Below are 23274 nucleotides of genomic sequence, written 5' to 3' on the forward strand. Positions count from 1 at the left end.
ATGCCGGACCTGGACGGCGTCCGCCTGATCGGCGGCTCGATCGTCGACATGGCGGGCGTGAGCCGCGCGAAGTACGTGCCGACCTCCCGGCTCACCGCCTTCCAGACCGTCGGCATGGGCGCCTCGCCGTCGTGGAGCGTCTTCTGCGTGGACGGGTCGATCGCGTTCACGCCGAGCCTCGGCGTCGTGGGCGACCTGCGGATCAGGATCGACCCGGGCGACCTCCGGGTCGTCGAGGACGGCATCGCCTGGGCGCCCGGCGACCTGTGGCTGCAGGACGGCCACCCGTCCCCGATGTGCGCACGTTCGCGGTTGTCGGACGTCGTCGACCGGGCCCGGGCAGCCGGACTCAGCCCCGCCGTCGGCGCCGAGCTCGAGTGCACCCTGCTGTCCGCCGATGGCGGGCACGCCACGACGGCACCCTGGTCGCCGTACGGCCTGCGCACCTCGCTCGAGCTCGCGGCGTTCCTCGTCGACCTGATGACCGCCGCCGACCGGGCCGGGCTCGTGATCGACCAGGTCCACACCGAGTACGGCCACGACCAGCTCGAGATCTCCCTCGCGCCGGGCGACCCGGTCGCGGCGGCCGACGACGTCGTGCTCGCCCGGACCCTCCTCGGTCGTACGGCGGCGAAGCACGGCATGGCGGTCTCGTTCTCACCGGTGCCGTTCACCGGCGAGGCCGGCAACGGCGCCCACCTGCACCTGTCGCTCGCGACCAACGACGGCCCGCTGCTCGCCGGCGGCTCCGGCCCCCACGGCCTGACACCCGCCGGCGGCAGCGCGATCGCGGGCGTCCTGGACACGCTCCCGGAGCTCCTCGGCGTGTACGCCGGCTCCGCGCTCTCGTCGTTGCGCCTGGTCCCCGGCAACTGGGCCGGCGCCGCGGCCTGCTGGGGCCTGGAGAACAGGGAGGCCGCCGTCCGTCTCGTCCTCGGCGGGCGCGCCAGCGCCCACGGCGCCAACATCGAGCTCAAGGTCGTCGACCCCAGCGCCAACCCCTACCTCGCCGTCGCCGCGTTCCTCGGCAGCGCGCTGCGCGGCATCGACGCCGCGCTCCCGCTGCCGCCGGAGGCGTCCGCCAACCCGGCGGAGATGGACCTCGACCTGACGCCCCTGCCGTCCGACCAGGCCGCCGCCATCGACGCGCTGGAGTCGTCCGCCGCTGCCGCCGAGATCCTGGGCGCCCCGATCGTCGAGGGCATCGTGTCGGTGCGCCGGCACGAGGTCGCGACCTACCCGGACCCCGCCAACCCGGACGTGGCCGAGGCGCTGCGGCTGGCATGGACCTGCTGACCGAGCACGTCGAGGCGGTCCGGCTCGTCGACCACCACGTGCACGGGTGGTTCACGGAGCCGGGCGACCTCACCGCGTTCGCCGGCGCGCTCAACGAGGGCTCGGGCAGCCCGATGGCCGGTCTCGACCTGCCGGTCGGCCTCGCCGTACGCCGCTGGTGTGCGCCGCTGCTGGGCCTCGAGCCGCACGCCTCCGCCGAGGACTACTGGGCTGCCCGCTCGGCGACGCCGTACGACGTGCTGGTGGCGACGTTCCTCGAGGCGGCCGGCGTCGAGCACTGGGTGGTCGACACGGGCCTGACCCCGGACCTGCTCGCCCTCCCCGACCCACGCTCCGAGATCGTCCGGCTGGAGCTGCTGCTGGAGGAGGTGCGCGACGAGTCCGACGTACCCGGTGCCTTCCGTGCGCGCCTCGACGACGCCGCGCGGCGGGCCGTCGGCACCAAGACGATCGCGGCCTACCGGTGCGGACTCGACATCGACTGGAGCCGGCCCACCGACGCTGCCGTGGCCGAGGCCGCCCGCCGGTCGCCGGCGCGCGTCGCCGACCCGGTGCTGGTCGCGTTCGGCGTGCACGAGGCGGCCGCCCGGGGGCTGCCGATCCAGGTGCACACCGGGCTCGGGGACCGCGACCTCGACCTGCACCGTGCCGACCCGCTGCACCTGCTCCCGCTCATCCGCAGCATCGAGTCGCCGGTCCTGCTGCTGCACTGCTACCCGTTCCACCGCCAGGCCGGCTACCTCGCCCAGGCCTTCGACCACGTCTCCTTCGACGTCGGGCTGGCGATCAACCACCTCGGAGCGCGCTCGGTCGAGCTGGTCGCCGAGTCGCTCGAGCTCGCGCCCTTCGGCAAGCAGCTGTACTCCTCGGACGCCTACGGCCTCCCCGAGCTCCACTACCTCGGTGCGCGCCTGTGGCGCCGAGCCATGGTGACGGTCCTCGGTGGCTGGGTCGAGCGGGGTGACTGCTCGGTCGACGACGCGATGCGCATCGTGGACCTGGTCGCCTCGGGCAACGCCCGCCGGGTCTACGCCCTCGACCGGAACCCGGAGGCCGCACCGCGCGTCCTACCGCTGTGACAGGTCGTGGACGGAGCGCGCTGCTGGTGCTGCTGCTGGTCGTGAGCCTGCTGTCGGCCTGCACGGATGAGCCGGCGCCGCCTCCGTCGCCGGCACGGTCCACCGTGCAGGGTTCGACCGCGGTGGCTTCGACCGCTCGACCGCCCGCAGGCACCCGGTGGCAGGGCGTCAACGGGGTCGTGGTCGCCGTGCCGCGGACCTGGTCGACCTCGACGGACCCCTGTCGCCCGGTCGCCGACAGCGTGTGGATGACCGGCTCCACCACCGGGACGGTGCCGTGCCCGGCGGTCCGCGCCCCCGGGTCGGGCCTGCAGGTCGGGGAGACCACGCTCGGGCCGATGCGGCACCGGACGATCGTCCGCGGTCTCCGGGTGCGCCACAGCGGGGTCAGGTGTCGGGCCAGTGCGAGCGGCCCGTGCTCCCTCGAGTTCGCCGTGCCGGGTCGGGACGCGTCGTTCCAGGTCTTCTACGTCGGTCCGCACCCGATGGCCTTCGTCACGAGGCTGATGCGCTCGGTGACCCTGCTGCCCGCGGGGCTCACGACGGTCCCCGCGATCGGCGCCGGCACGGCTGTCCAGCAGGCACTGGGCCTCATCGAGGAAGCCGGGCTGGTCGGCCGCGCGCCGCAGGTCGACTTCCCGCACTACGTCACCGGCACAGCGCCGGCGGCTGGCCGGGTGGTCCGGGCCGGCGCCACCGTCCGGCTCACCGTCGGGGACGGCTGAGCCGGACGGGCGTGGTCAGCGGCCGGAGGCCTGGCGGAGCAGCTGGTCGAACGGCGTCGGCTCGGCGAGCTCGTCCTCCACCGTGCGGCGGCGGGTCGCGGCGCCGTCGACCGCGCTGACCTTGCCCATCAGCAGTGCCAGCTCGCCTGCTGCCCTGCTGACCCGCAGGTCCAGGTCGGTGCCGGCGAAGTCCTCGCTCGCGGCGAAGACGCCGGTCGGCACGACCACGGCGTGCAGGTAGGCGAAGAGCGGCCGCAGTGCGTGCTCGAGCACCAGCGAGTGCCGGGCGGTGCCTGCGGTCGCGGCGACCAGGACCGGCTTGCCGTCGAGAGCACCCGTCTCCAGCACGTCGAAGAAGGACTTGAAGAGCCCCGAGTACGACGCGGAGAAGACCGGCGTCACCACGACCAGCCCGTCCGCCGCGCGTACGGAGTCCTGGGCGGCTGCCAGCTCGGCACCGGGGAACCCGGTCAGCAGCTGGTCGGTGACCTGGTGCGCGAGGTCGCGCAGCTCGACGTACGTGACCTCGACGTCCTCCAACGCCTCGACCGTCGCGGCGGTGAGCCGGTCGGCGAGCAGCCGGGTCGAGGACGGGACGCTGAGCCCCGCGCTGATCACGACGAGCCTGGTCATACCGACACCCCCGTGACGTCGTCGACCGCGTGCACGGTCGAGTCGTGGGCGCCGCCGGCGGCGGCGACCCGCGACGCGTGGGTCGGCGCGTCCGGGACGTGGGCCGGACGGCCCTCGGCCATGCCCGCGCGCAGGTCCGGGAGGATCTCGCCGAGCAGGTCGAGCTGCTCCAGGACCGTCTTGAGCGGCAGGCCGGCGTGGTCCACCAGGAAGAGCTGGCGCTGGTAGTGGCCGACGTAGTCGCGGAAGCCGAGCGTGCGCTCCAGCACCTGCTGGGGCGAGCCGACGGTCAGCGGCGTCGCCTCGGTGAAGTCCTCCAGCGACGGGCCGTGGCCGTAGACCGGCGCGTTGTCGAAGTACGGCCGGAACTCGTTCACGGCGTCCTGGCTGTTCTTCCGCATGAAGAACTGTCCGCCGAGGCCGACGATGGCCTGGTCGGCGCTGCCGTGGCCGTAGTGTTCGAACCGGCGGCGGTAGAGGTCGACCATCTGCTTCGTGTGCCCGGCCGGCCAGAAGATGTGGTTGTGGAAGAAGCCGTCGCCGTAGTAGGCCGCCTGCTCGGCGATCTCGGGGCTGCGGATCGAGCCGTGCCAGACGAACGGAGCCACCCCGTCGAGCGGGCGCGGGGTCGACGTGTAGCCCTGCAGCGGCGTCCGGAAGCGGCCCTCCCAGCTCACGACGTCCTCGTCCCAGAGCCGGCGCAGCAGCGCGTAGTTCTCGACGGCGAGGTTGATGCCGTCACGGATGTCCTTGCCGAACCAGGGGTAGACCGGGCCGGTGTTGCCGCGGCCCATCATCAGGTCGACGCGACCGTCGGTGAGGTGCTGGATCTTCGCGTAGTCCTCCGCGATCAGCACGGGGTCCGTCGTCGTGATCAGCGTGGTCGCCGTCGACAGGATGATGTTGTCGGTCTTGGCGCCGATGTAGGCCAGGGTCGCGGTCGGGTTCGACGCGATGAACGGCGGGTTGTGGTGCTCGCCGGTGGCGAAGACGTCCAGCCCGACCTCCTCGGCCTTCTTCGCGATCTCGACGGTCGCCTTGATCCGCTCGTGCTCGCTCGGCGTCCGGCCCGTGGTGGGGTCCGCCGTGACGTCGCCGACGGTGAAGATGCCGAACTGCATGTCCGCTCACTCCTGAGAACTAGGTGGTTGAATTCCGAACTACTCGGTCAACCACGGGCACCACCCGGGTATTCCTGCCACCATCCTCGCGTGAACAGAGTCCGCTGGTGGGTCCCGGTCCTCATCCTGGCGCTCACCGTCGGGCAGCTCGCGGTCGCCGAGTGGGTGCCGGGGATCGACCGGTTCGCCGACAAGGCGTTCGGCGCCCGGCTGCTGGCCTACCCGGCGATGATGCTGCTGGTCCCGGCGATCTGGTGGCTCGTGGTGAAGCGTCGCCGACCCGACGCGCCCCCGCCGTACGGCGCGTTCTCGCTGGTCATGCTCGGCTTCCTGGTCGACGTCACCGGCAACAGCCTCGACCTCTACGACTCCGTGACCTGGTGGGACGACATGAACCACTTCGTGAACTGGTTCTTCCTGCTCAGCGGCATCGGGCTCCTCATCGCCGGCCCGGTGCGCCCCGGCTGGGCCCGGGTGCTGATGATCGTCGGGCTCGGTGCCGTCCTGGCCATCGGCTGGGAGCTCGGCGAGTGGTACACGTTCATCCGGCACGGCACCGAGATCGACACGGCGTACGAGGACACCCTCGGCGACGAGGTGCTCGGCACCCTGGGCGCCCTCTGCGCCGGTCTGCTGGTCGCACGCGGGCTCCGGGAATCGGACACGGTTCGGTAACGGCGCGGCACCCTCTGCCCGTCCGCTTGCGACGTTCCTGACGGGTTCCTGCAATCGGTTGTCGGGTTCTTGCAGCGCCCGGCGCGCTACATTGCGGACATGAAGCGACGACTGGCCGAGGTGGCCGCCCGTGCCGGAGTCAGCGAGGCGACGGTCAGCCGGGTGCTGAACAGCAAGCCGGGCGTCTCCGAGGCCACCCGCGAGACGGTGCTGACCGCGCTCGACGTCCTCGGCTACGAGCGGCCCACCAAGCTGCGCGGCGAGCGCGCCCGGCTGGTCGGGCTGGTGCTGCCCGAGCTCTCCAACCCGATCTTCCCGGCACTGGCGGAGGTGGTGGGGGCGCTGCTCTCGCAGAACGGGCTGACCCCGGTGCTCTGCACCCAGATCAACGAGGCCGGCGCGGAGGCCGGGTACGTCGACATGCTGCTCGAGCAGCAGCAGGTCGCGGGGATCATCTTCGCCGGCGGCCTCTACAGCCAGGCCGAGGCCGACCATGAGCACTACGACCGGCTGGCGCGGCGCAAGCTCCCGGTCGTGCTGATCAACGCGGGGATCGAGCGGCTGCCTTTCCCGAGCATCGTGTGCGACGACGCCAGCGCGGTCGAGCAGTCCCTGGAGCACCTGCGCTCCCTCGGCCACGAGCGGATCGGCCTGGTCCTGGGCCCGCGTGACCACGAGCCGTCGCTGCGCAAGCTCGCCGCCGCACGGGCGATGGTGTCAGTCCCGGACGAGCTGGTCGGGCACAGCCAGTTCTCGCTCCAGAGCGGCCAGGCGACTGCGACCACCCTGGTCGGCCGCGGCGTCACCGCACTCGTCTGCGCGAGCGACCCCCTCGCGCTCGGCGCCATCCGCGCCGTGCGGCGCGCGGGCCTGCGGGTGCCCGAGGACGTCTCGGTGATCGGGTACGACGACTCGGCGTTCATGTCGTCGGTCGAGCCGCCGCTGACCACCGTGCGCCAGCCGATCGAGGCGATGGGCCGGGCCGCCGTCGCGGCACTGCTGACCCAGCTCCGGGGCGAGGAGGCACCCGCGGACGAGCTGTTCTTCGAGCCCGAGCTCGTGGTCCGCCGGTCGACCCGGCCTGCAAGCAGCGCCGTCGCCGCTGCAAGATCTGAAAACTAATTACGTACTGTCAGGTTCTTGCAGTGCTCTGCAAGCGCTCCTAGCGTTCCCGGCGCCGTCACCCCTGTGACGACCGCCACTAACCGGAACGAGGACCTGACGCGTGAGCACCGACCTGCGCCCCACCACCGCGGCGTCCGATCCTCGGGCCCCCGGCACCGACTGGTGGCGGACCGCGGCGATCTACCAGGTCTACCCGCGCAGCTTCGCCGACGCGAACGGCGACGGCACCGGCGACCTGGCCGGCGTCCGGAGCCGCCTGCCGTACCTCGCCGATCTCGGCGTCGACGCGATCTGGTTCACGCCCTGGTACCCCTCGCCGATGGCCGACGGCGGGTACGACGTCGCCGACTACCGCGCCATCGACCCGTCGTTCGGTGACCTCGAGGAGGCCGAGGGGCTGATCCGGGACGCCCTCGCGCTCGGCATCCGCACGATCATCGACGTGGTCCCCAACCACGTCTCCGACCAGCACACCTGGTTCCAGGCAGCGGTCGCCGCCGGCCCGGGATCGCCGGAACGCGAGCGGTTCTGGTTCCGCGACGGCCTCGGTGCGGACGGAGAGCTGCTCCCCAACAGCTGGGTGTCCGAGTTCGGCGGACCCGCCTGGACGCGGCTCACCGCCCCCGACGGCACCCCGGAGCAGTGGTACCTGCACCTCTTCGCCCCCGGTCAGCCCGACCTGAACTGGGGTCACCCCGACGTCGTGCGCGAGCACGAGGAGATCCTCCGGTTCTGGTTCGACCGCGGCGTCGCCGGCATCCGGATCGACTCGGCCGCGCTGCTCGCCAAGGACTCCTCGCTGCCGGAGGTGCGTGCCGACCTCGACCCCGGCGAGCACCCGTACGTCGACCGCGAGGACCTCCAGGGCATCTACCGCGCCTGGCGCCGGATCGCCGAGTCCTACGGCCCCGACCGGGTGCTGATCGGCGAGATCTGGCTGCCCGACGCGGAGCGGTTCGCGCGCTACCTGCGCCCCGGCGTCCTGCACTCGGCGTTCAACTTCGACTACCTGGCCTCGCCGTGGGAGGCCGCGGCGCTGCGTCGCTCCATCGAGCAGACCCTCGCCGTCCACGACGGGGTGGGTGCCCCGCCCACCTGGGTGCTCTCCAACCACGACGTCACCCGGCCGGTGACCCGCTACGGCCGCGCCGACACGTCGTTCGCGTTCGAGGCGAAGCGGTTCGGCACGCCCACCGACCTCGCGCTCGGCCACCGGCGGGCGCGGGCCGCGGCCCTGCTCGCGATGGCGCTCCCGGGTGCCTTCTACCTCTTCCAGGGCGAGGAGCTCGGGCTCCCCGAGGTCGAGGACATCCCGCTGGACCGCATCGACGACCCGATGCACGCCCGCTCGGGTGGCGTCGACCCCGGCCGGGACGGCTGTCGCGTGCCGTTCCCGTGGTCGGGGTCGGCGGCGCCGTACGGCTTCAGTGACGTCGCCGCGGAGCCCTGGCTCCCGCAGCCGGACACCTGGGCCGGGCTGACCGCCGCGGCCCAGGCCGACGACCCGGACTCCATGCTCGCGCTCTACCGAGCCGCGCTGCGGATCCGCCACGACGACCCCGACCTGGGGACGAGGCGCCTGACCTGGCTGGGCCTCGGCCCCGAGGTGATCGCCTTCCGCCGGGGCGACCGCTTCGCCTCGGTCACCAACTTCTCGGGCGGTCCGGTCGACCTGCCCGCGTCCGTGCAGACCTGGCTCGCCAGCGTGCCGGTGGAAGGAGGACGCCTGCCCACCGACGCCACGGTCTGGCTCGATCTCGGGTGAGCCAGACCCTCCACCACCGCACCACCACCACCGCTCCACCACCACCATCAAGGAGTTCTCCCATGAGGAACCACCGACGGCGCGGCCTGACCGCGCTGGCGACCATCGCCTCCCTCGCGAGCGTCTCCCTCCTCGCCGCCGCCTGTGGCAGCGACGAGGACAGCAAGAGCGACGGCAAGGTCACGATCACGGTCGAGGGCTGGCGGCCCGGCGACGAGCAGGGCACCATCGACGCGGTCAACAAGCAGGCCGAGGCCTTCATGAAGGACCACCCCGACATCGTCGTGAAGCCGATCGAGTGGGAGTGGAACGCCGAGACGTTCTCGACCCAGCTCGCGGGCGACCAGCTGCCGACGACCTTCCGGGTCCCGTTCACCGACACCAAAGGCCTCGCCGAGCGCAAGCAGATCGCCGACGTGACGGACTACGTCAACGCGCTGCCGTACGCCGAGGACTTCAACCCGAGCGTCCTCGCGGCCGCCCAGGGCACGGACGGCAAGATCTACGGCCTCCCGACCGACGTGTACGGCGTCGGCCTGCACTACAACCGCGACCTCTTCGAGCAGGCCGGCCTCGACCCCGACTCGCCCCCGACCACCTGGGACGAGGTCCGCACCGACGCCAAGGCCATCGCCGACAAGACCGGCAAGGCCGGCTACGTGCAGATGAGCACCAACAACACCGGCGGCTGGATGCTGACCACGCTCACCTACGCGCTCGGCGGCCGGATGGAGTCCGACGACGGCACCACGGCGACCGTCGACAACGACGCCACCGCCGAGGGCCTCCAGATGCTGCACGACATGCGCTGGACCGACGACTCGATGGGCAAGAACACGAACTACGAGTGGGCGCCCATCAACGAGGCGTTCGCGGCCGGCAAGATCGGCATGTACATGTCCGGCTCCGACGTCTACAACGCATTGGTGACGACCAACCAGATCGACCCGGACAGCTACGGCCTGGCCGTGCTCCCGCTGTCCGACTCCCCCGACGCCGGCATCCTCGGCGGCGGGTCGGTCGCCGCCGTCTCCGCCAAGGCCAGCCCGGCCGAGCAGGAGGCCGCGGTGCAGTGGAACGACTTCTACCGCGAGGCGAAGAACTACGACCCCGACCGGGCCGTGGCCGACGCCGAGGTCCTCAAGGCGTCCGACCAGCCGATCGGCACGCCGACGCTGCCGATCTTCGACGAGACCACGTGGCAGTCGGTCCAGGACGCGATCAAGCCCTACGTGAACGTGCCGCTGGCCCAGATGACGTCCTTCACCGACGGCGTCTTCGACCAGACCCTGGTCCCCGAGCCGCCGGCCCACACGCAGGAGGTCTACGGGATCCTCGACTCGGTCGTCCAGAAGGTGCTGACCGACGAGAACGCGGACATCGACGCGCTGCTCGCCGACGCCAACGACCAGGCCCAGGGCCTGCTCGGCTGACCGGTCCGGCCGGCCGGCACCCCTCCTCGACGGTGCCGGCCGGCCTGGCCCCAGTCCTCACCAGACCCGGACCAGCCTCTTGGAAAGCGATCATGACCGCGCTGCTCGCCCGACTGCCCCGCCGGCTCCCCGTCGGCCCCATCGTCTTCCTGCTGCCGATGCTGCTCGTCTTCGGCCTCTTCTCCTGGTGGCCGATCGTCCGCTCGTTCGTGATGAGCGTGCAGCAGACCAACCTGGTCACACCGGCGACGTACGTCGGCCTCGACAACTTCCGCGCCGTGCTCGACGACCCGCTGCTGACCACGGCCGTGCAGAACACGGCCTGGTTCGCCGTACTCGCACTGGTGATCGGGTACCCGGTGCCGTTGGTCCTCGCGGTCGTCATGAGTGACGTACGGCGGGCCCGCGGCCTCTACTCGCTCCTCGCCTACCTGCCCGTCGTGGTCCCGCCCGCCGTCGCCGTGCTGCTGTGGCGATTCTTCTACGACGCCGAGCCGACCGGCGTCTTCAACAGCATCCTGGGCTGGTTCGGGCTGGGCCCGGTGCCCTGGCTCGAGGATCCCAGCTGGGCGATGCCGTCGCTGGTCCTCGAGGCCACCTGGGCGGCGGCCGGCGGCACCGTGATCATCTACCTCGCGGCGCTGGTCTCCGTGCCGCCCGAGCTCTACGACGCGGCCGAGGCGGACGGCGCCGGCATCCTCGCCAAGGTCTGGCACGTGACGCTCCCGCACCTGCGCAGCATCATGCTGATCACCCTGATCCTCCAGATCATCGGCACCTCGCAGGTCTTCCTGGAGCCCTACCTCTTCACCGACGGCGGCCCCGACAACGCGACCCTCACGGTGCTGCTGCTCGTCTACAACTACGCCTTCGCCAACACCACCGGCGGCGACTACGGGAAGGCGACCGCGCTCAGCCTGATGCTGGCGGCCGCGCTCGCCGTGATGTCGATCGTCTACTTCCGCGTGACGAGGAGCTGGTCCGAGTGAGCACGCTCGTGCAGCACACCCCCGACGTACAGCCCGAGCCCGAGCCGGAGCTCTCCGGCCCGGCGCCCCGGCGCCGGCGGCGACGACGGTCCGCCGCGGGCGAGACCCGCACGATCACCTCGGCCTTCGAGCGCCGCCGGCCCGGCGTCCGGATCGGCCGCACCCTGCTCAACGGCGGGCTCCTGGTCTTCCTGCTGATCGCCTGCCTCGGCCCGATCCTGTGGCTCGCCAAGTCCGCGATCACCCCGACCCAGGACACGCTGCGCTCCCCGCTCGCGCTGTGGCCCCACGGCACGGACTGGGAGAACCTGCGCACGGCGTGGGTCGAGATCGACCTGAAGCTCTACTTCTGGAACACGGTCGTCATCGCGCTCGGCTCGTGGGCCGTCCAGATGCTCGTCGGGGTCACCGGCGGCTACGCGCTGTCGATCCTGCGGCCGCGCGGCAGCCGGATCCTCTACAGCCTGGTGCTCGCGACGATGTTCGTGCCGGCCGTCGTGCTGCTGGTCCCGCTCTACCTCACGGTGCTGGACCTGCCGTTCACGCACTGGAACCTGGTCAACACCTACTGGGGCGCCTTCCTGCCCGCCGGCGCGAGCGCGTTCAACGTCGCCCTGGTGAAGCGCTTCTTCGACAACCTCCCCCGCGAGGTGATCGACGCGGCCCGGGTCGACGGGTGCGGCGACTTCCGGCTCTTCTTCCACATCGTGCTGCCGATGTCGCGGCCGGTGCTCGGCGTGGTCTCGGTGTTCGCCGTGCTGGCCGCCTGGAAGGACTTCGTCTGGCCGCTGGTCGTCCTGCCCGACCCGGCCAAGCAGCCGCTCTCGGTGCGGCTCCCCCGGCTCGCCGCAGTCACCGAGCTCGACGTCGTGCTGGCCGCCCTGCTGATCTCCTGTGCCCTGCCGATCGTCTTCTTCCTGGTCTTCCAGCGGCTCTTCCTGCGCGGCGGTCTGGAAGGGGCCGTGAAGGGCTGACGTGACGAGGTTTGCCAGCCTCGGTCACAGGGGACACGCACGGTGTCATCGTCTCGTGTTCGGGGGATCCACCATGCGTCGTACCGTCCTGGCGCTCGCCGCCACCGCCTCGTTGCTCGTCGCGGGCCTGAGCGCCGTCGGGCCGTCCCAGGCCGACGTCGGCGTCAGCCAGCAGGCCAAGCTCGTGGGTGAGAAGCCCGTCAGCGGCCGCTACAGCATCGCCTTCAACGACTACGGACCGGACCGCGGCACCTACTGCCCGCCGCGAGCGCCGCAGTGCGTCGTCCACGGTCGCCCGGTCGCCCGGGGCAAGCTCCAGACCAAGCTGTCCGTCTACAAGATCAAGGACGGCATGAAGAAGTACGACTACTACCTGCTCGACGTCGACATGGTCACGGCCGACAGGTACGGCACCTGGAAGATGGGCGGGGTCGGCATCAGCGTCACGAGCATCGGCCCCCGGCTCGTCGACGTGATCGACACGAAGTCGCTCAGCGCCACCAAGGGCGACTGCCACTCGGTGAACATCGGCTTCCAGACGCCCTGGCCGGTGATCAGCGCCTCCGCCGACCTCGGCTCCGTCACCTGGTGCGACGACGAGGCCAGCCTGTCGGCCCCGTCGGCCGGCAACTGGGTGCTCAAGGGCATCGGGAGCACCCGGCACCTCGCCGTCGACCGTGCGGTGAAGGTCAAGGCCGGCAAGAAGCCCCGCTTCAAGGTGACGCTCTCCGTCCCCAAGGACACCTGCACGCGGGCGCTGCAGCACAAGTGCATCGAGTACGACAACGGCGCCAGCAGCGCGACGTACTCCGTCGGCTCGGCCGGCTGACGGGCAGGAGGACCATCGTGCGTCGTACGTCCACCGCGCTCGCCCTCACGGTCGCCCTGCTGGCTGCGACGCTCAGCCCGATCGCGCCGTCCCAGGCCGATGTCGGCGTCAGCCAGCAGGCCAAGCTGGTCGGCGACATGCCCGTTGCGGGTCGCTACAGCATCGCCTACAACGACTACGGCCCCGACCGCGGCTCGCACTGCGGGCCGAAGACCGGCGTCTGCGAGGTCTACGGCCGTCCGGTGGCCCGCGGCAAGCTCCAGACCAAGCTGTCGGTCTACAAGATCAAGGACGGCATCAAGAAGTACGACTACTACCTCCTGGACGTCGACATGGTGACGGCCGACCGTTATGGCACCTGGCGGATGGGTGGCGTCGGCATCAGCGTCACGAGCATCGGACCGAAGGTGGTCGACCACATCGACACCAAGTCCCTGAGCGCCAGCAAGGGCAGCTGCGACGAGGTGAAGATCGGCTTCCAGACGCCCTGGCCGGTCATCAGCGCCTCCACCGACCTCGGGACCGTCACCTGGTGCGACGACGAGGCCAGCCTCAAGTCCCTTTCAGCCGGCAACTGGGTGCTCACGGGCATCGGCAGCACCCGCCACCTCGCCGTCGATCGCGCGGTCAAGGTGCTCGCCGGCAAGAAGCCGCGCTTCCGCATCGACCTCTCCGTGCCGAAGGACACCTGTACGCGAGTGGAGGACAAGAAGTGCCGAGCCTTCGACAACGGTGCGGCCAGCGCGACCTACCGGGTCGGGTCCTCCGGCTGACGGTCGGCTCGGCTGGGGACCCCGAGGTTCAGCCCTGCTTCGGCTTCCAGAAGGGGTTGCGCAGCCGGGCCACGAGGACGCCGACCTTGTCGATGCGGTGCTCGGGGTTGCCGAGGCTGTCGGTCCAGTAGTTGCCGCGGGCGTGGTCCTCGGGCGTCGCGCAGGTGGAGATGGTGATGTAGGCGCGGGTCGCCTTCTGGCCCGGGTGGCCGGGGACCGCGGCGCGCTGGGCGCGCAGCGACTTCGCGGACCGGAACGAGACCCAGCGGGTCTTCTTGACGACGTACACGTAGCGCCAGCGGTGCACGTCGACGATCACCTTGTCGCCGCGGTGCAGCGAGGGGGTGTGGCGGAAGACGCCACCGTGCGAGGTCCGGTGCGCCGCGACCTGGTAGTTGCCGATCCCGCCCGGACCGGTGCCGCCCTGCGGCCCGTTCGACGCCGCGGCGATCCCACGGTTCTGGATCCGGGTGCCCGGGGCGTCGTCGGTCTTCCCGCGGTAGGCGATCACCGGCAGCCGGTGGATGCCGACGGCCCGGATGGTCAGCCGGGCGTCCCGCGGGCTGCCGTCGCTCGGAACGGCGTGCGGGGCCGAGGGCGAGGCGACGGCGGACGCCGGCGAGGCGGGCGCACCAGCCAGCGCGCAGGCGGCGACGGCGACGGCGCCGATCCCGAGCCGGGTCGAGCGGTGCAGGGAGGAGAAGGTGAGATCCATGGGGCCCTCGTACCCACCGGACGCCCTGCCCAGACCTCCGCGCCCACCAGCAGGGTGGCTACGCCCGCAGCACCTTCTCCATCGCCTTGCCGCGGGCCAGCTCGTCGACGAGCTTGTCGAGGTAGCGGATCTGCTGCATCAGCGGATCCTCGATCTCCTCGACCCGGATGCCGCACACGACCCCGGTGATGAGCGAGACGTTCGGGTTGAGACTCGCGTCGGCGAAGAACTCCTCGAACGTCGTGCCGGCGTCCAGGTGACGCCGCAGCGCCTCCTCGTCGAAGCCCGTCAGCCACTCGATGACCTCGTCGAGCTCGGCCTGCGTGCGCCCCTTGCGCTCGACCTTGGCCACGTAGTGCGGGTAGACCGAGGCGACGCTGGTCGTGAAGATCCGGTGCATGGCACCAATCTAGGAGAGCGGCGCCCTCAGGGTCGGGCGTACGGCGTACCGCTCCCCCGCCACGTCCACCTCGAACGACCCCGACGCGAGCCAGTCGGACGTGACCGGGCCGTCGTGGCGGACGTAGCCGAGGCCGACGCAGGACCCGACGGTCTCCCCCCACGCGGCGCTGGTGACCTGCCCGGCGGGTGAGCCGTCGCGCAGCAGCAGCTCGCCACCCCACAGCATCGGCTCGGGCGAGTCGACCACCAGTGACACCAACCTGCGGCGGGCGCCCCCGGCGGCGAGCTCCATACGGTGCTCCTCGAGCGCGGCGCGGCCCAGGAAGTCCTTCGCCCCCGAGAGCGCTGTCGCGAAGACCAGTCCGGCCTCGACCGGACCGTAGTCGGGGGTGAGCTCGCGGCCGAAGGCGCGGTAGCCCTTCTCCAGCCGCAGCGACTCGATCGCGTAGTAGCCGGCGTCGCGGGCGCCGCCCGCCTTGACGGCGTCGTACACGGTGCCGGCGTCGGCGACCGGCACCATCAGCTCCCAACCGAGCTCGCCGACGTAGGTCATCCGGGTCGCACGAACCGCCAGCCCGGCGACCTGCACCTCGCGCGAGGTCGCGAACGGGAAGCCGCCCTCCGACCAGTCGTCGTCCGACATCGTGGAGAGCAGCGCGCGCGAGCGCGGCCCCATCACGCCGAGCACGGCGTACGCCTCGGTCACGTCCTGCGCCGGTACGCCGTGGCGCGCGAGCCAGTCCAGGTCGCGCACGGTCGTGGCCGAGCTGGAGACCAGCAGGAACGAGTCCGTGCCGGTGCGGGTGACGGTCAGGTCGGCCTCGTAGGTGCCGCGGGCGTTGAGGAACGGCGTGTAGACGCAACGTCCGACCGGCACGTCGACGTCGGCGGCGCACACCCACTGCAGCCCGGCCAGCGCGTCCGGGCCGGCGACGACGTACTTCGAGAACGACGTCTGGTCGAAGACCGCCACGTCCTCCCGGGTCGCGCGCTGCTCCGCCGCCGACCAGGCGAGCCACGCGGGCTTGCCCCACGCGTAGTCCAGGACCGGCGGCCCGAAGACGTTGGGTCGCTCCCAGCCCATCCGGGTGCCGAAGAGCGCGCCGGCCGCGGCGACCCGGTCGTGCACCGGCGCGGTGCGCTGCGGTCGCGCCGACTCGAGCTCGCGGTTGGGCCACGGCACGGCGTAGTGCAGCCCGAGCACCTCGGCGACCCGCGAGCGCAGCCACCCGTTGTCGGCGTGCAGCGGCGCGAACCGGCGTACGTCGACGGACACCAGGTCGTCCTGCGGCTCCCCCGCCACGATCCACTCCGCGAGCGCGCGCCCGGCTCCACCCGCCGAGGCGATCCCGACCGAGTTGAAGCCGGCGCCGACGAAGAAGCCGCGCAGCCCCGGGGCCTCGCCGAGCAGGAACTGGTTGTCGGGCGTGAAGGACTCGGGACCGTTGTAGAACTTGCGGATCCCGGTCTCCTCGAGCGCGGGGATCCGCAGCAGCGCCTCGTCCATCAGCACCGAGAAGTGCTCCCAGTCCTCGGGCAGGAGCTGGAACTCGAACGGGTAGGGCAGGTCGTCGGGCGAGCGCCACGGCTTCGCCTCGGGCTCGAAGCCGCCGACGACGAGGCCGCCGGTCTCCTCCTTGAAGTAGGTCCACCCGTCCGGGTCGCGCATGATCGGCAGGTCGGGGTGCACGCCCTCGATCGGCTCGGTGACGACGTAGAAGTGCTCGGCGGAGTGCAGCGGGACCGGCACGCCGACCAGGTCGCCGAGGGCCTTGGCCCACTGGCCGGCGCAGTTGACGACGACCTCGGCCTCGACGTCGCCCTGGTCGGTCCGCACCCCCGCGACGCGGCCGTCCGCGACGTCGAAGCCGGTCACCCGGACCCGCTCGACGATCCGGGCACCCCGCATCCGGGCAGCCTTGGCCAGCGACTGGGTCACGTCGGCCGGGTTGACCTTGCCGTCACCCGGCAGCCAGATCGCGCCCAGCAGGTCGTCGACGCGCATCGCCGGCCAGAGCTCCTGGGCGCGCGCCGGCGAGATCAGCTCGCAGTCCATGTCGTAGGCGACCGCGTTCGCCGCCGTACGCCGCAGCTGGACCATCCGGTCCTCGGTGCGGGCCACGATCACGCCGCCGACGTTGCGGTAGCCCGTCGCCAACCCGGTCTCCGCCTCCAGAGACTCGTAGAGCTCGGCGGAGTACTGCACCAGCCGGGTGCCGCTCTCCGACGCGCGCAGCGGCCCGACCAGGCCGGCCGCGTGCCAGGTCGTGCCGCACGAGAGGGTGCCCTGCTCGAGCAGCAGCACGTCGGTCCAGCCGAGCTTCGTCAGGTGGTAGGCGACAGACGTGCCGATGACGCCGCCGCCCACGATGACCACCTGGGCGCGGGACGGAAGGTCAGTCACGGGTGGTCATCCTGCCTGGTGGTGGTTTCGAGGCTCAGGCCTGGCGGCCTTCGCACCTCAACCACCGCGCCGGTGGTGGTTTCGACGCTCAGGCCTGGCGGCCTTCGCACCTCAACCACCGCGCCGGTGGTTGAGGTGCGAGGAGCGCTAGCGACGAGCCTCGAAACCACCAGCCACCTCCTCCAGGAGCCGCGGGAGGTCGGGGCCGCGGAAGGTGGCGACCGCCTTCTCGAAGCGGTCCGTGCCCCAGCCGTGGAAGTCGTAGTCGATCGGGCTCGCCGCGGCCTGGATGAAGCCCCACAGCGACCAGCCGTACTCGCTGCACAGCATCTGCAGCCGCACCCGGGCCAGGTCGGCGCGGGTCGGACTGCCGACGTACGCCTCCGTGTAGGCCTCCACCTGCTCGGGCGTCAGGTTGCACTCCGTCGCGGTGTTGCCGAGCTCGAAGTACGGGTCGTTGTTGCCGGAGTACTCGTAGTCGATCAGGTGGCAGGCCTCGCCGTCGTCGATGAAGTTGGCCGCCAGCAGGTCGTTGTTGCACGGCACGGTCGGCCCCTGACGGACGGCGAGCGCACGCCGTACGTCGTCCCACGCGTCGGCGTGGTCGTCGTACGTCGGCGGCAGGGCGTAGCCGCGCTCCCGGACGGTCGCGAGGTAGGCCGCCTGCCGCGCGAACATGTCGAAGTCCCCGCGGAAGCGCGGCCCCCCGTGGAGGCGACGGGTGGCCTCGGCGGCCCGGGCCAGCACCCCGGCGTCGTCGAAGTCCGCGTCCTCGAGCGCCCGACCCGTGAGGAACGAGATCACCAGCATCGACAGGTCCGGGCGGTACTCGACCACCTCGGCACCGACACCCGCCGCGGCGGCCGCACCGGTGTTGAACGCCTCGGCGTCCCGGTCGATCCCGAGCAGCGACGCATCACCCTGCGACCAGCGCACGACGACGTCGAGGCCGGCGTCGTCGGTGACGTGGAAGTTCGTGTTGGTCAGGCCGCCGGGCAGGTCCCGGACGTGCCAGGACCGCCCCGCCAGGCAGGCGAGGCGGTCCAGCGGAGGAGCACCAGTCACGCAGTCAGGTCACTCACCGAAGGAGTCGATGACCGCCTGGTCGATCGTGTGCTTCGGCCCGGTGAACCACCGCTTCGCGGAGGCGTGCCACCAGATGGTGAGCAGGATCAGCGCACCGATCGTGAGGATCGGCGCGTAGTTGACGAACTTCCACGAGAAGTCGTCGTTCCACGGCACGGCGAGCGGCGTGAACGGCAGGATGAAGTAGATCGAGATGACCACGATCTCGGCGACCGCGACCAGGTTCATCCACTTGTACTTCGAGCCGTTGTTCCACGTCCCGGGCTCGAACGCATCGCCCATCTTCCAGCGCAGGAAGATCGGGATCGCGAACGCCAGGTAGAGGCCGATGACGGCCACCGACACCACTGCGTAGAACGCCGTGGGCACGATGATCGGGGCGTCCGGGGTGCCGATGTTGACCTCGATCAGGGCGGGCAGCGTGATCAGCACGCCGACGATCGCGACCGCGATGACCGCGTTGATCGGCACCCTGTTGGCGGCGACCTTCGACCACATGCGGGAGCCGGGGATCGCGCCGTCGCGGCTGAAGGCGAAGGTCATCCGGGAGGCACTCGTGAGGCAGGCGGTCGCGCAGAAGAGCTGACCAGCGGTGGAGATGACGAGGATCGTGATGTGCCATCGCTCCGGGAGCGCCTGACCGAAGATCACGTCGGCACCGTTGAGGCCGGAGTTGATGCCCGCGGTGACGCCGTCCGGGTCCTGCACGGCGTACAGGAACGCGAGCAGCAGGACCCAGCCACCGACCGCCGAGTAGAAGATCGAGCGCCAGATGCCCTTGGCTGCGCCGGTGCTGGCCGCGTTGGTCTCCTCCGAGAGGTGGGCGGAAGCGTCGAACCCGGTGATCGTGTACTGCGTCAGCAGGAATCCCAGCGGGAGCACCAGGAACCAGAACGTCGTGCCACTCGTCGAGCCGTCGGCGTACCCGGAGTTGTTGATGCGGTCGGTCCAGACGAAGGACGAGCTCGCGTGCTGCTCGGGGACGAGGATCAGGATCAGGATGACGGCGGCCGCGCCGGCGACGTGCCACCACACGGAGACGTTGTTGATCATCGCCAGCAGGTGCGCGCCGAACGCGTTCAGCAGCACGGCCATGATCATGATGAGCACGAAGAGGACGAAGACCCGCTTGAGGCTGTAGTCCTCGGCCCACCCGTCGCTCATCGTGCTGAGGGTGATGTCGAGGAACGTCGCGGCGCCGTACGCCACGGAGGCGGTGACGGCGATCAGGCCGATCAGGTTCAGCCAGCCGGTGAAGAAGCCGGCGGCGGGACCGCCGAGCTTCGAGGCCCACCAGTAGATGCCGCCCGAGGTCGGGTACGCCGAGACGAGCTCCGACATGGTGAAGCCGATGATCAGGATGAAGATCGAGATGATCGGCCAGCCCCACGAGATGGCGATCGGTCCACCGTTGCTCCAGCCCTGGCCGAACGTCGTGAAGCAGCCGGCGAGGATCGAGATGATGGAGAACGAGATGGCGAAGTTGGAGAAGCCGGACCACGACCGGTTCAGCTCCTGCTTGTAGCCGAGCTTCGCGAGGTGCTTCTCGTCCTCGCTCAGCTCCGGGATCGGCTCGTGTGCTTCGGGCATCGGGCACCTTCCGGGGGTGATCGTGCGAATGTGAACCGGACGCTAGACCCGCGCCGTTCGGGGTGTCCATAGGCTTCCGTAAAATTGGTATGAACTCAGACCATTGAGCTCATTGACACCCGCGTCGCCACGATCCAAGGATTGAGCCCATGACCGCGCCCGCGCCGACCCCGTCGGAGCACCCCCTCCCCCAGGCGGTGCTGCGGCCGGTGCGCGGGCACCACGCCTTCGAGGCCTGCGTGGAGCAGCTCGGTCGGGCGATCCGGCTCGGTGTCTACCCGCTCGGCACGACGCTCCCCGCCGAGCGCGACCTGGCCGCCCGGCTCGAGGTCTCCCGGGCCACGCTGCGCGAGGCGATGGCCGCCCTGCGGGAGGCGGGACTGGTCGAGACCAGGCGCGGCCGCGGCGGCGGCACCGTCGTCACCCTCAAGCCGACATCACCCAGCGCCCGCGCCGCCGCCCGCCTTGACCAGGACCGACGTCGCGACTGGCTCGACGCGCTCGACTACCGACGGATCGTCGAGCCGGGCGCCGCCTGGCTCGCCGCGCGCGCCGACCTCTCCGTCATGCGCCGCGAGGAGCTGGAGCGCGCCCACGCCGACGTCGCCGCGGCCACGCGGCCGGCCGCGCACCGGCAGGCCGACTCGCGCTTCCACCTGACCGTCGCCTCCCTCGCGGACTCGCCCCGGGTGATCGAGGCGGTCACGTCCGTGCAGTCGACGCTGCACGAGATGCTGCTGGCGATCCCGGTGCTCGAGGCCAACATCGGGCACTCGGACCGCCAGCACGCCGCGCTGGTCAAGGCGATCCTCGGCGGCGACGCCGACCGGGCCCGCCGGGTCATGGAAGAACACTGCGACGACACGGCCGCGCTGCTGCGCGGCCTGGTCGGATAGGAGCCCTCCCCTTGGCATCGACACCGCGGAACAGCCGCCATCTCTCGATGGAGCAGCTGCTCACCCGGATCCAGGAGGGCGAGATCGACACCGTCGTCGTCGCCTTCACCGACATGCAGGGCCGGCTCCAGGGCAAGCGGCTGCACGCGCGCTACTTCGCCGACGTCGTCGTCCCGCACGGCACCGAAGGCTGCAACTACCTGCTCGCCGTCGACGTCGACATGAACACGGTCGGCGGCTACGCCATCTCCTCGTGGGAGAAGGGCTACGGCGACATGGAGTTCGTCCTCGACGACCGCACCATCCGGCTGCTCACGCACCTCCCGGCGACGGCGATGGTGCAGTGCGACCTGGTGTGGCCCGACCACTCCCCTGTCGTGCAGTCGCCCCGCGCGATCCTCCAGAAGCAGCTCGACCGCTGCGCCGAGCAGGGCTGGGTGGCCCTCGCCGGCACGGAGCTGGAGTTCATCGCCTTCGACACGACCTACGAGGCGGCGCACGACTCGGCCTACCGTGAGCTGACGCCGGTCAACCAGTACAACGTCGACTACTCGATCCTCGGCACCACCCGGGTCGAGCCGCTGCTGCGGTCGATCCGCAACACCATGTACGACGCGGGTCTCGACGTGGAGGGCGCCAAGGGTGAGTGCAACTTCGGCCAGCACGAGATCGGCTTCCTGTACGCCGACGCACTGACCACCGCCGACAACCACGTCGTCTACAAGACCGTCGCGAAGGAGCTCGCAGCCCAGCAGGGCAAGGCGATCACGTTCATGGCGAAGTACAACGAGCGCGAGGGCAGCTCCTGCCACATCCACCTCTCGCTGCGCGGCGCGGACGGCGACCTGGTGTTCTGGAAGGACGGCGCGCGGACGCCGCTCTACGACCACTTCATCGCCGGCGTGCTCGCGACCATCGCCGACTTCACGCTGCTCTTCGCGCCGAACGTCAACTCCTACAAGCGGTTCGCCGACGGCTCGTTCGCCCCCACCACGATCGCGTGGGGTCTCGACAACCGCACCTGCGCCGTACGCCTCGTCGGTCACGGCGCGGGAGCGCGGATGGAGAACCGGGTGCCCGGTGCGGACGCGAACCCCTACCTCGCGCTGGCTGCGATGCTGGCCGGCGGGCTCTACGGCATCGAGCACGAGCTGACCCTCGAGGACGAGCTCGTCGGCAACGCGTACACCTCGGGGCGGCCCAAGGTCCCGGCGACGCTGGCCGCCGCTCGGGAGGCGTTCGCGACCTCCGAGATCGCCCGCGCCACCCTCGGCGACGACGTCGTCAATCACTACGCCAACATGGCCGACGTCGAGCTGGCGGCCTTCAACGCCGCCGTCACCGACTGGGAGCTGTTCCGCGGATTCGAGAGGCTGTAAGTGAGCGACCTGCACACCGTCATCAACCCGGCGACCGCCAAGCCGGTGATCGACGTCCCGCTCGCGTCGCTGGCCGACGCGGACTACGCGATCGAGCGCGCGCACGCGGCGTTCCCTGCCTGGAAGGCGATGGCGCCCGGCGAGCGGGCCGCGCTGCTGCGTCGGTTCGCCGCGGTCGTCGATGCACACATCGACGAGCTCGCCGAGCTCGAGGTGCGCAACGCCGGCCACACCTGGGGCAACGCGCGGTGGGAGGCCGGCAACGTCCGCGACTGCCTCAACTACTACGCGGGCGCACCGGAGCGTCTCTTCGGCCGGCAGATCCCGGTCGCGGGCGGGGTGGACGTCACCTTCCACGAGCCGCTCGGCGTGGTCGGCATCATCGTGCCCTGGAACTTCCCGATGCCCATCGCCGGCTGGGGCTTCGCCCCCGCACTGGCGGCGGGCAACACCGTCGTGCTCAAGCCGGCGGAGCTCACGCCGCTCACCGCGATCCGGCTCGGCGAGCTGGCGCTCGAGGCGGGGCTGCCCGCCGATGTGCTGACCGTCATCCCGGGCAAGGGCTCGGTCGTCGGGGCGCGCTTCGTGACGCACGAGCTGGTCCGCAAGGTCTGCTTCACCGGCTCCACCGAGGTCGGCAAGGGCATCATGCGCGGCTGCGCCGACCAGGTGAAGCGGGTGACGCTCGAGCTCGGAGGCAAGAGCGCCAACATCGTCTTCGCCGACGCCGACATCGCGGCCGCGGCCGCCAGCGCGCCGTACGCCGTCTTCGACAACGCGGGCCAGGACTGCTGCGCCCGTTCGCGGATCCTGGTCGAGCGGTCGGCGTACGACGAGTTCCTGTCCCGCCTCGAGCCCGCCGTCCTCGGAATGCGCGTGCTCGACCCGTCCGACGAGTCGTCGGAGATGGGTCCGCTGATCTCCGCGCAGCAGAAGGCGACGGTCACCGGCTACCTCGACGAGGTCTCGGTCGCCTTCGCCGGCTCGACGCCCGGCGGCGACGGCTTCTGGGTGCCGCCGTCGGTCGTGACCGTCGACGACCCCGCCGCGCGGATCTGGCGCGAGGAGGTCTTCGGGCCGGTCGTCGCGGTGATGCCGTTCGACGACGAGGCTGACGCGGTCGCGAAGGCCAACGACACCGAGTACGGCCTGTCCGGCTCCATCTTCAGCAGCGACCTCGGTCGCGGGCTGCGGGTCGCGCGCGGCGTCGAGGCGGGCAACCTCAGCGTCAACTCGCACTCGTCGGTCCGCTACTGGACGCCGTTCGGTGGCTACAAGCAGTCCGGCCTCGGCCGGGAGCTCGGTCCGGACGCCCCGATGGCGTTCACCGAGGAGAAGAACGTCTTCATCGCCCACTGATCCACTGCATCGACAGGAGCACGAAC

Annotated in this window: 21 protein-coding genes; 14 read left to right on the forward strand and 7 right to left on the reverse strand. The window is 71.1% G+C overall.

Features of this window, described 5'->3' with window-relative positions; genetic code table 11:
• From ACFPYL_RS13535 to ACFPYL_RS13545, 3 genes are all read left to right on the forward strand, one after another.
• Positions 1 to 1296 carry a hypothetical protein gene (locus tag ACFPYL_RS13535; protein WP_379154887.1) on the forward strand — a complete coding sequence of 432 codons (1296 nt, stop codon included), beginning with the start codon at positions 1 to 3 and terminating at the stop codon, positions 1294 to 1296.
• Positions 1284 to 2375 carry an amidohydrolase family protein gene (locus tag ACFPYL_RS13540; protein WP_379154890.1) on the forward strand — a complete coding sequence of 364 codons (1092 nt, stop codon included), beginning with the start codon at positions 1284 to 1286 and terminating at the stop codon, positions 2373 to 2375. Before ACFPYL_RS13535 ends, ACFPYL_RS13540 begins: the two co-directional genes overlap by 13 nt.
• Before the next feature lie 122 nt (positions 2376 to 2497).
• Entirely contained in the window at positions 2498 to 3100 is a 603-nt protein-coding gene (locus ACFPYL_RS13545; RefSeq protein ID WP_379154893.1) for a PASTA domain-containing protein, read from the forward strand.
• 15 nt (positions 3101 to 3115) lie between these two features.
• On the opposite strand, the gene ACFPYL_RS13550 is transcribed toward ACFPYL_RS13545, so the two are convergent.
• Together ACFPYL_RS13550 and ACFPYL_RS13555 are read right to left on the reverse strand one after the other, a co-directional pair.
• The gene (locus ACFPYL_RS13550; protein ID WP_379154896.1) at positions 3116 to 3733 is read right to left on the reverse strand and encodes an FMN reductase; all 618 of its coding nucleotides are present in this window, start codon (positions 3731 to 3733) and stop codon (positions 3116 to 3118) included.
• Positions 3730 to 4854: an LLM class flavin-dependent oxidoreductase gene (locus tag ACFPYL_RS13555; protein ID WP_379154899.1), complete on the reverse strand. Its 1125-nt coding sequence runs from the start codon at positions 4852 to 4854 to the stop codon at positions 3730 to 3732. The genes ACFPYL_RS13550 and ACFPYL_RS13555 overlap by 4 nt, the downstream gene beginning before the upstream one ends.
• A gap of 90 nt (positions 4855 to 4944) precedes the next feature.
• Here ACFPYL_RS13555 and ACFPYL_RS13560 point away from each other — a divergent pair, with 90 nt between their 5' ends.
• The 8 genes from ACFPYL_RS13560 (at position 4945) to ACFPYL_RS13595 (ending at position 13417) form a co-directional block, all read left to right on the forward strand.
• On the forward strand, positions 4945 to 5529 hold the full coding sequence (locus ACFPYL_RS13560; RefSeq protein WP_379154902.1) for a hypothetical protein: 585 nt from the start codon (positions 4945 to 4947) through the stop codon (positions 5527 to 5529).
• Between the two features lie 99 nt (positions 5530 to 5628).
• Positions 5629 to 6651 (forward strand): LacI family DNA-binding transcriptional regulator, encoded by a 1023-nt coding sequence (locus ACFPYL_RS13565; RefSeq protein WP_379154905.1) that lies wholly within the window; start codon positions 5629 to 5631, stop codon positions 6649 to 6651.
• Between the two features lie 103 nt (positions 6652 to 6754).
• Positions 6755 to 8419, forward strand: coding sequence for a glycoside hydrolase family 13 protein (locus ACFPYL_RS13570; RefSeq protein WP_379154908.1), 1665 nt, complete (start codon positions 6755 to 6757; stop codon positions 8417 to 8419).
• Positions 8420 to 8481: 62 nt separating this feature from the next.
• A complete protein-coding gene (locus ACFPYL_RS13575; RefSeq protein ID WP_379154911.1) occupies positions 8482 to 9852 on the forward strand; it encodes an ABC transporter substrate-binding protein in 1371 nt (456 codons plus the stop codon).
• A gap of 92 nt (positions 9853 to 9944) precedes the next feature.
• Positions 9945 to 10841 (forward strand): carbohydrate ABC transporter permease, encoded by an 897-nt coding sequence (locus ACFPYL_RS13580; RefSeq protein ID WP_379154914.1) that lies wholly within the window; start codon positions 9945 to 9947, stop codon positions 10839 to 10841.
• On the forward strand, positions 10838 to 11815 hold the full coding sequence (locus tag ACFPYL_RS13585; protein WP_379154917.1) for a carbohydrate ABC transporter permease: 978 nt from the start codon (positions 10838 to 10840) through the stop codon (positions 11813 to 11815). The genes ACFPYL_RS13580 and ACFPYL_RS13585 overlap by 4 nt, the downstream gene beginning before the upstream one ends.
• 73 nt (positions 11816 to 11888) lie before the next feature.
• Positions 11889 to 12644 carry a hypothetical protein gene (locus ACFPYL_RS13590; protein WP_379154920.1) on the forward strand — a complete coding sequence of 252 codons (756 nt, stop codon included), beginning with the start codon at positions 11889 to 11891 and terminating at the stop codon, positions 12642 to 12644.
• A gap of 17 nt (positions 12645 to 12661) precedes the next feature.
• Complete coding sequence (locus ACFPYL_RS13595; RefSeq protein WP_379154923.1) at positions 12662 to 13417, forward strand: hypothetical protein; 756 nt, start codon at positions 12662 to 12664, stop codon at positions 13415 to 13417.
• A 28-nt stretch (positions 13418 to 13445) separates the two neighbouring features.
• Here the strand turns inward: ACFPYL_RS13595 and ACFPYL_RS13600 are convergent, their stop codons facing one another.
• The 5 genes from ACFPYL_RS13600 to ACFPYL_RS13620 form a co-directional block, all read right to left on the reverse strand.
• Complete coding sequence (locus tag ACFPYL_RS13600; RefSeq protein ID WP_379154926.1) at positions 13446 to 14132, reverse strand: sortase domain-containing protein; 687 nt, start codon at positions 14130 to 14132, stop codon at positions 13446 to 13448.
• 58 nt (positions 14133 to 14190) lie between these two features.
• Positions 14191 to 14532 (reverse strand): DUF2200 domain-containing protein, encoded by a 342-nt coding sequence (locus tag ACFPYL_RS13605; RefSeq protein ID WP_379154929.1) that lies wholly within the window; start codon positions 14530 to 14532, stop codon positions 14191 to 14193.
• Between the two features lie 9 nt (positions 14533 to 14541).
• Positions 14542 to 16938 carry a GcvT family protein gene (locus ACFPYL_RS13610; RefSeq protein WP_379154931.1) on the reverse strand — a complete coding sequence of 799 codons (2397 nt, stop codon included), beginning with the start codon at positions 16936 to 16938 and terminating at the stop codon, positions 14542 to 14544.
• A 147-nt stretch (positions 16939 to 17085) separates the two neighbouring features.
• A complete protein-coding gene (locus tag ACFPYL_RS13615) occupies positions 17086 to 18003 on the reverse strand; it encodes a phosphotransferase (protein ID WP_379154934.1) in 918 nt (305 codons plus the stop codon).
• Between the two features lie 9 nt (positions 18004 to 18012).
• On the reverse strand, positions 18013 to 19614 hold the full coding sequence (locus ACFPYL_RS13620) for an amino acid permease (RefSeq protein ID WP_379154937.1): 1602 nt from the start codon (positions 19612 to 19614) through the stop codon (positions 18013 to 18015).
• Positions 19615 to 19763: 149 nt separating this feature from the next.
• Between ACFPYL_RS13620 and ACFPYL_RS13625 the strand changes: the two genes are divergently transcribed.
• Genes ACFPYL_RS13625 through ACFPYL_RS13635 form a run of 3 tightly spaced genes read left to right on the forward strand, consistent with a single transcriptional unit; the run spans position 19764 to position 23248 of the window.
• Positions 19764 to 20510: a FadR/GntR family transcriptional regulator gene (locus ACFPYL_RS13625; protein WP_379154940.1), complete on the forward strand. Its 747-nt coding sequence runs from the start codon at positions 19764 to 19766 to the stop codon at positions 20508 to 20510.
• Positions 20511 to 20557: 47 nt separating this feature from the next.
• Positions 20558 to 21889, forward strand: coding sequence for a glutamine synthetase family protein (locus tag ACFPYL_RS13630; protein WP_379154943.1), 1332 nt, complete (start codon positions 20558 to 20560; stop codon positions 21887 to 21889).
• A complete protein-coding gene (locus ACFPYL_RS13635) occupies positions 21890 to 23248 on the forward strand; it encodes an aldehyde dehydrogenase family protein (RefSeq protein ID WP_379154946.1) in 1359 nt (452 codons plus the stop codon). It abuts the gene before it with no gap.
• The last annotated feature ends 26 nt before the right edge of the window (positions 23249 to 23274 follow it).

The organism is Nocardioides hankookensis, assembly GCF_042658885.1.
GTDB lineage: Bacteria > Actinomycetota > Actinomycetes > Propionibacteriales > Nocardioidaceae > Nocardioides > Nocardioides hankookensis.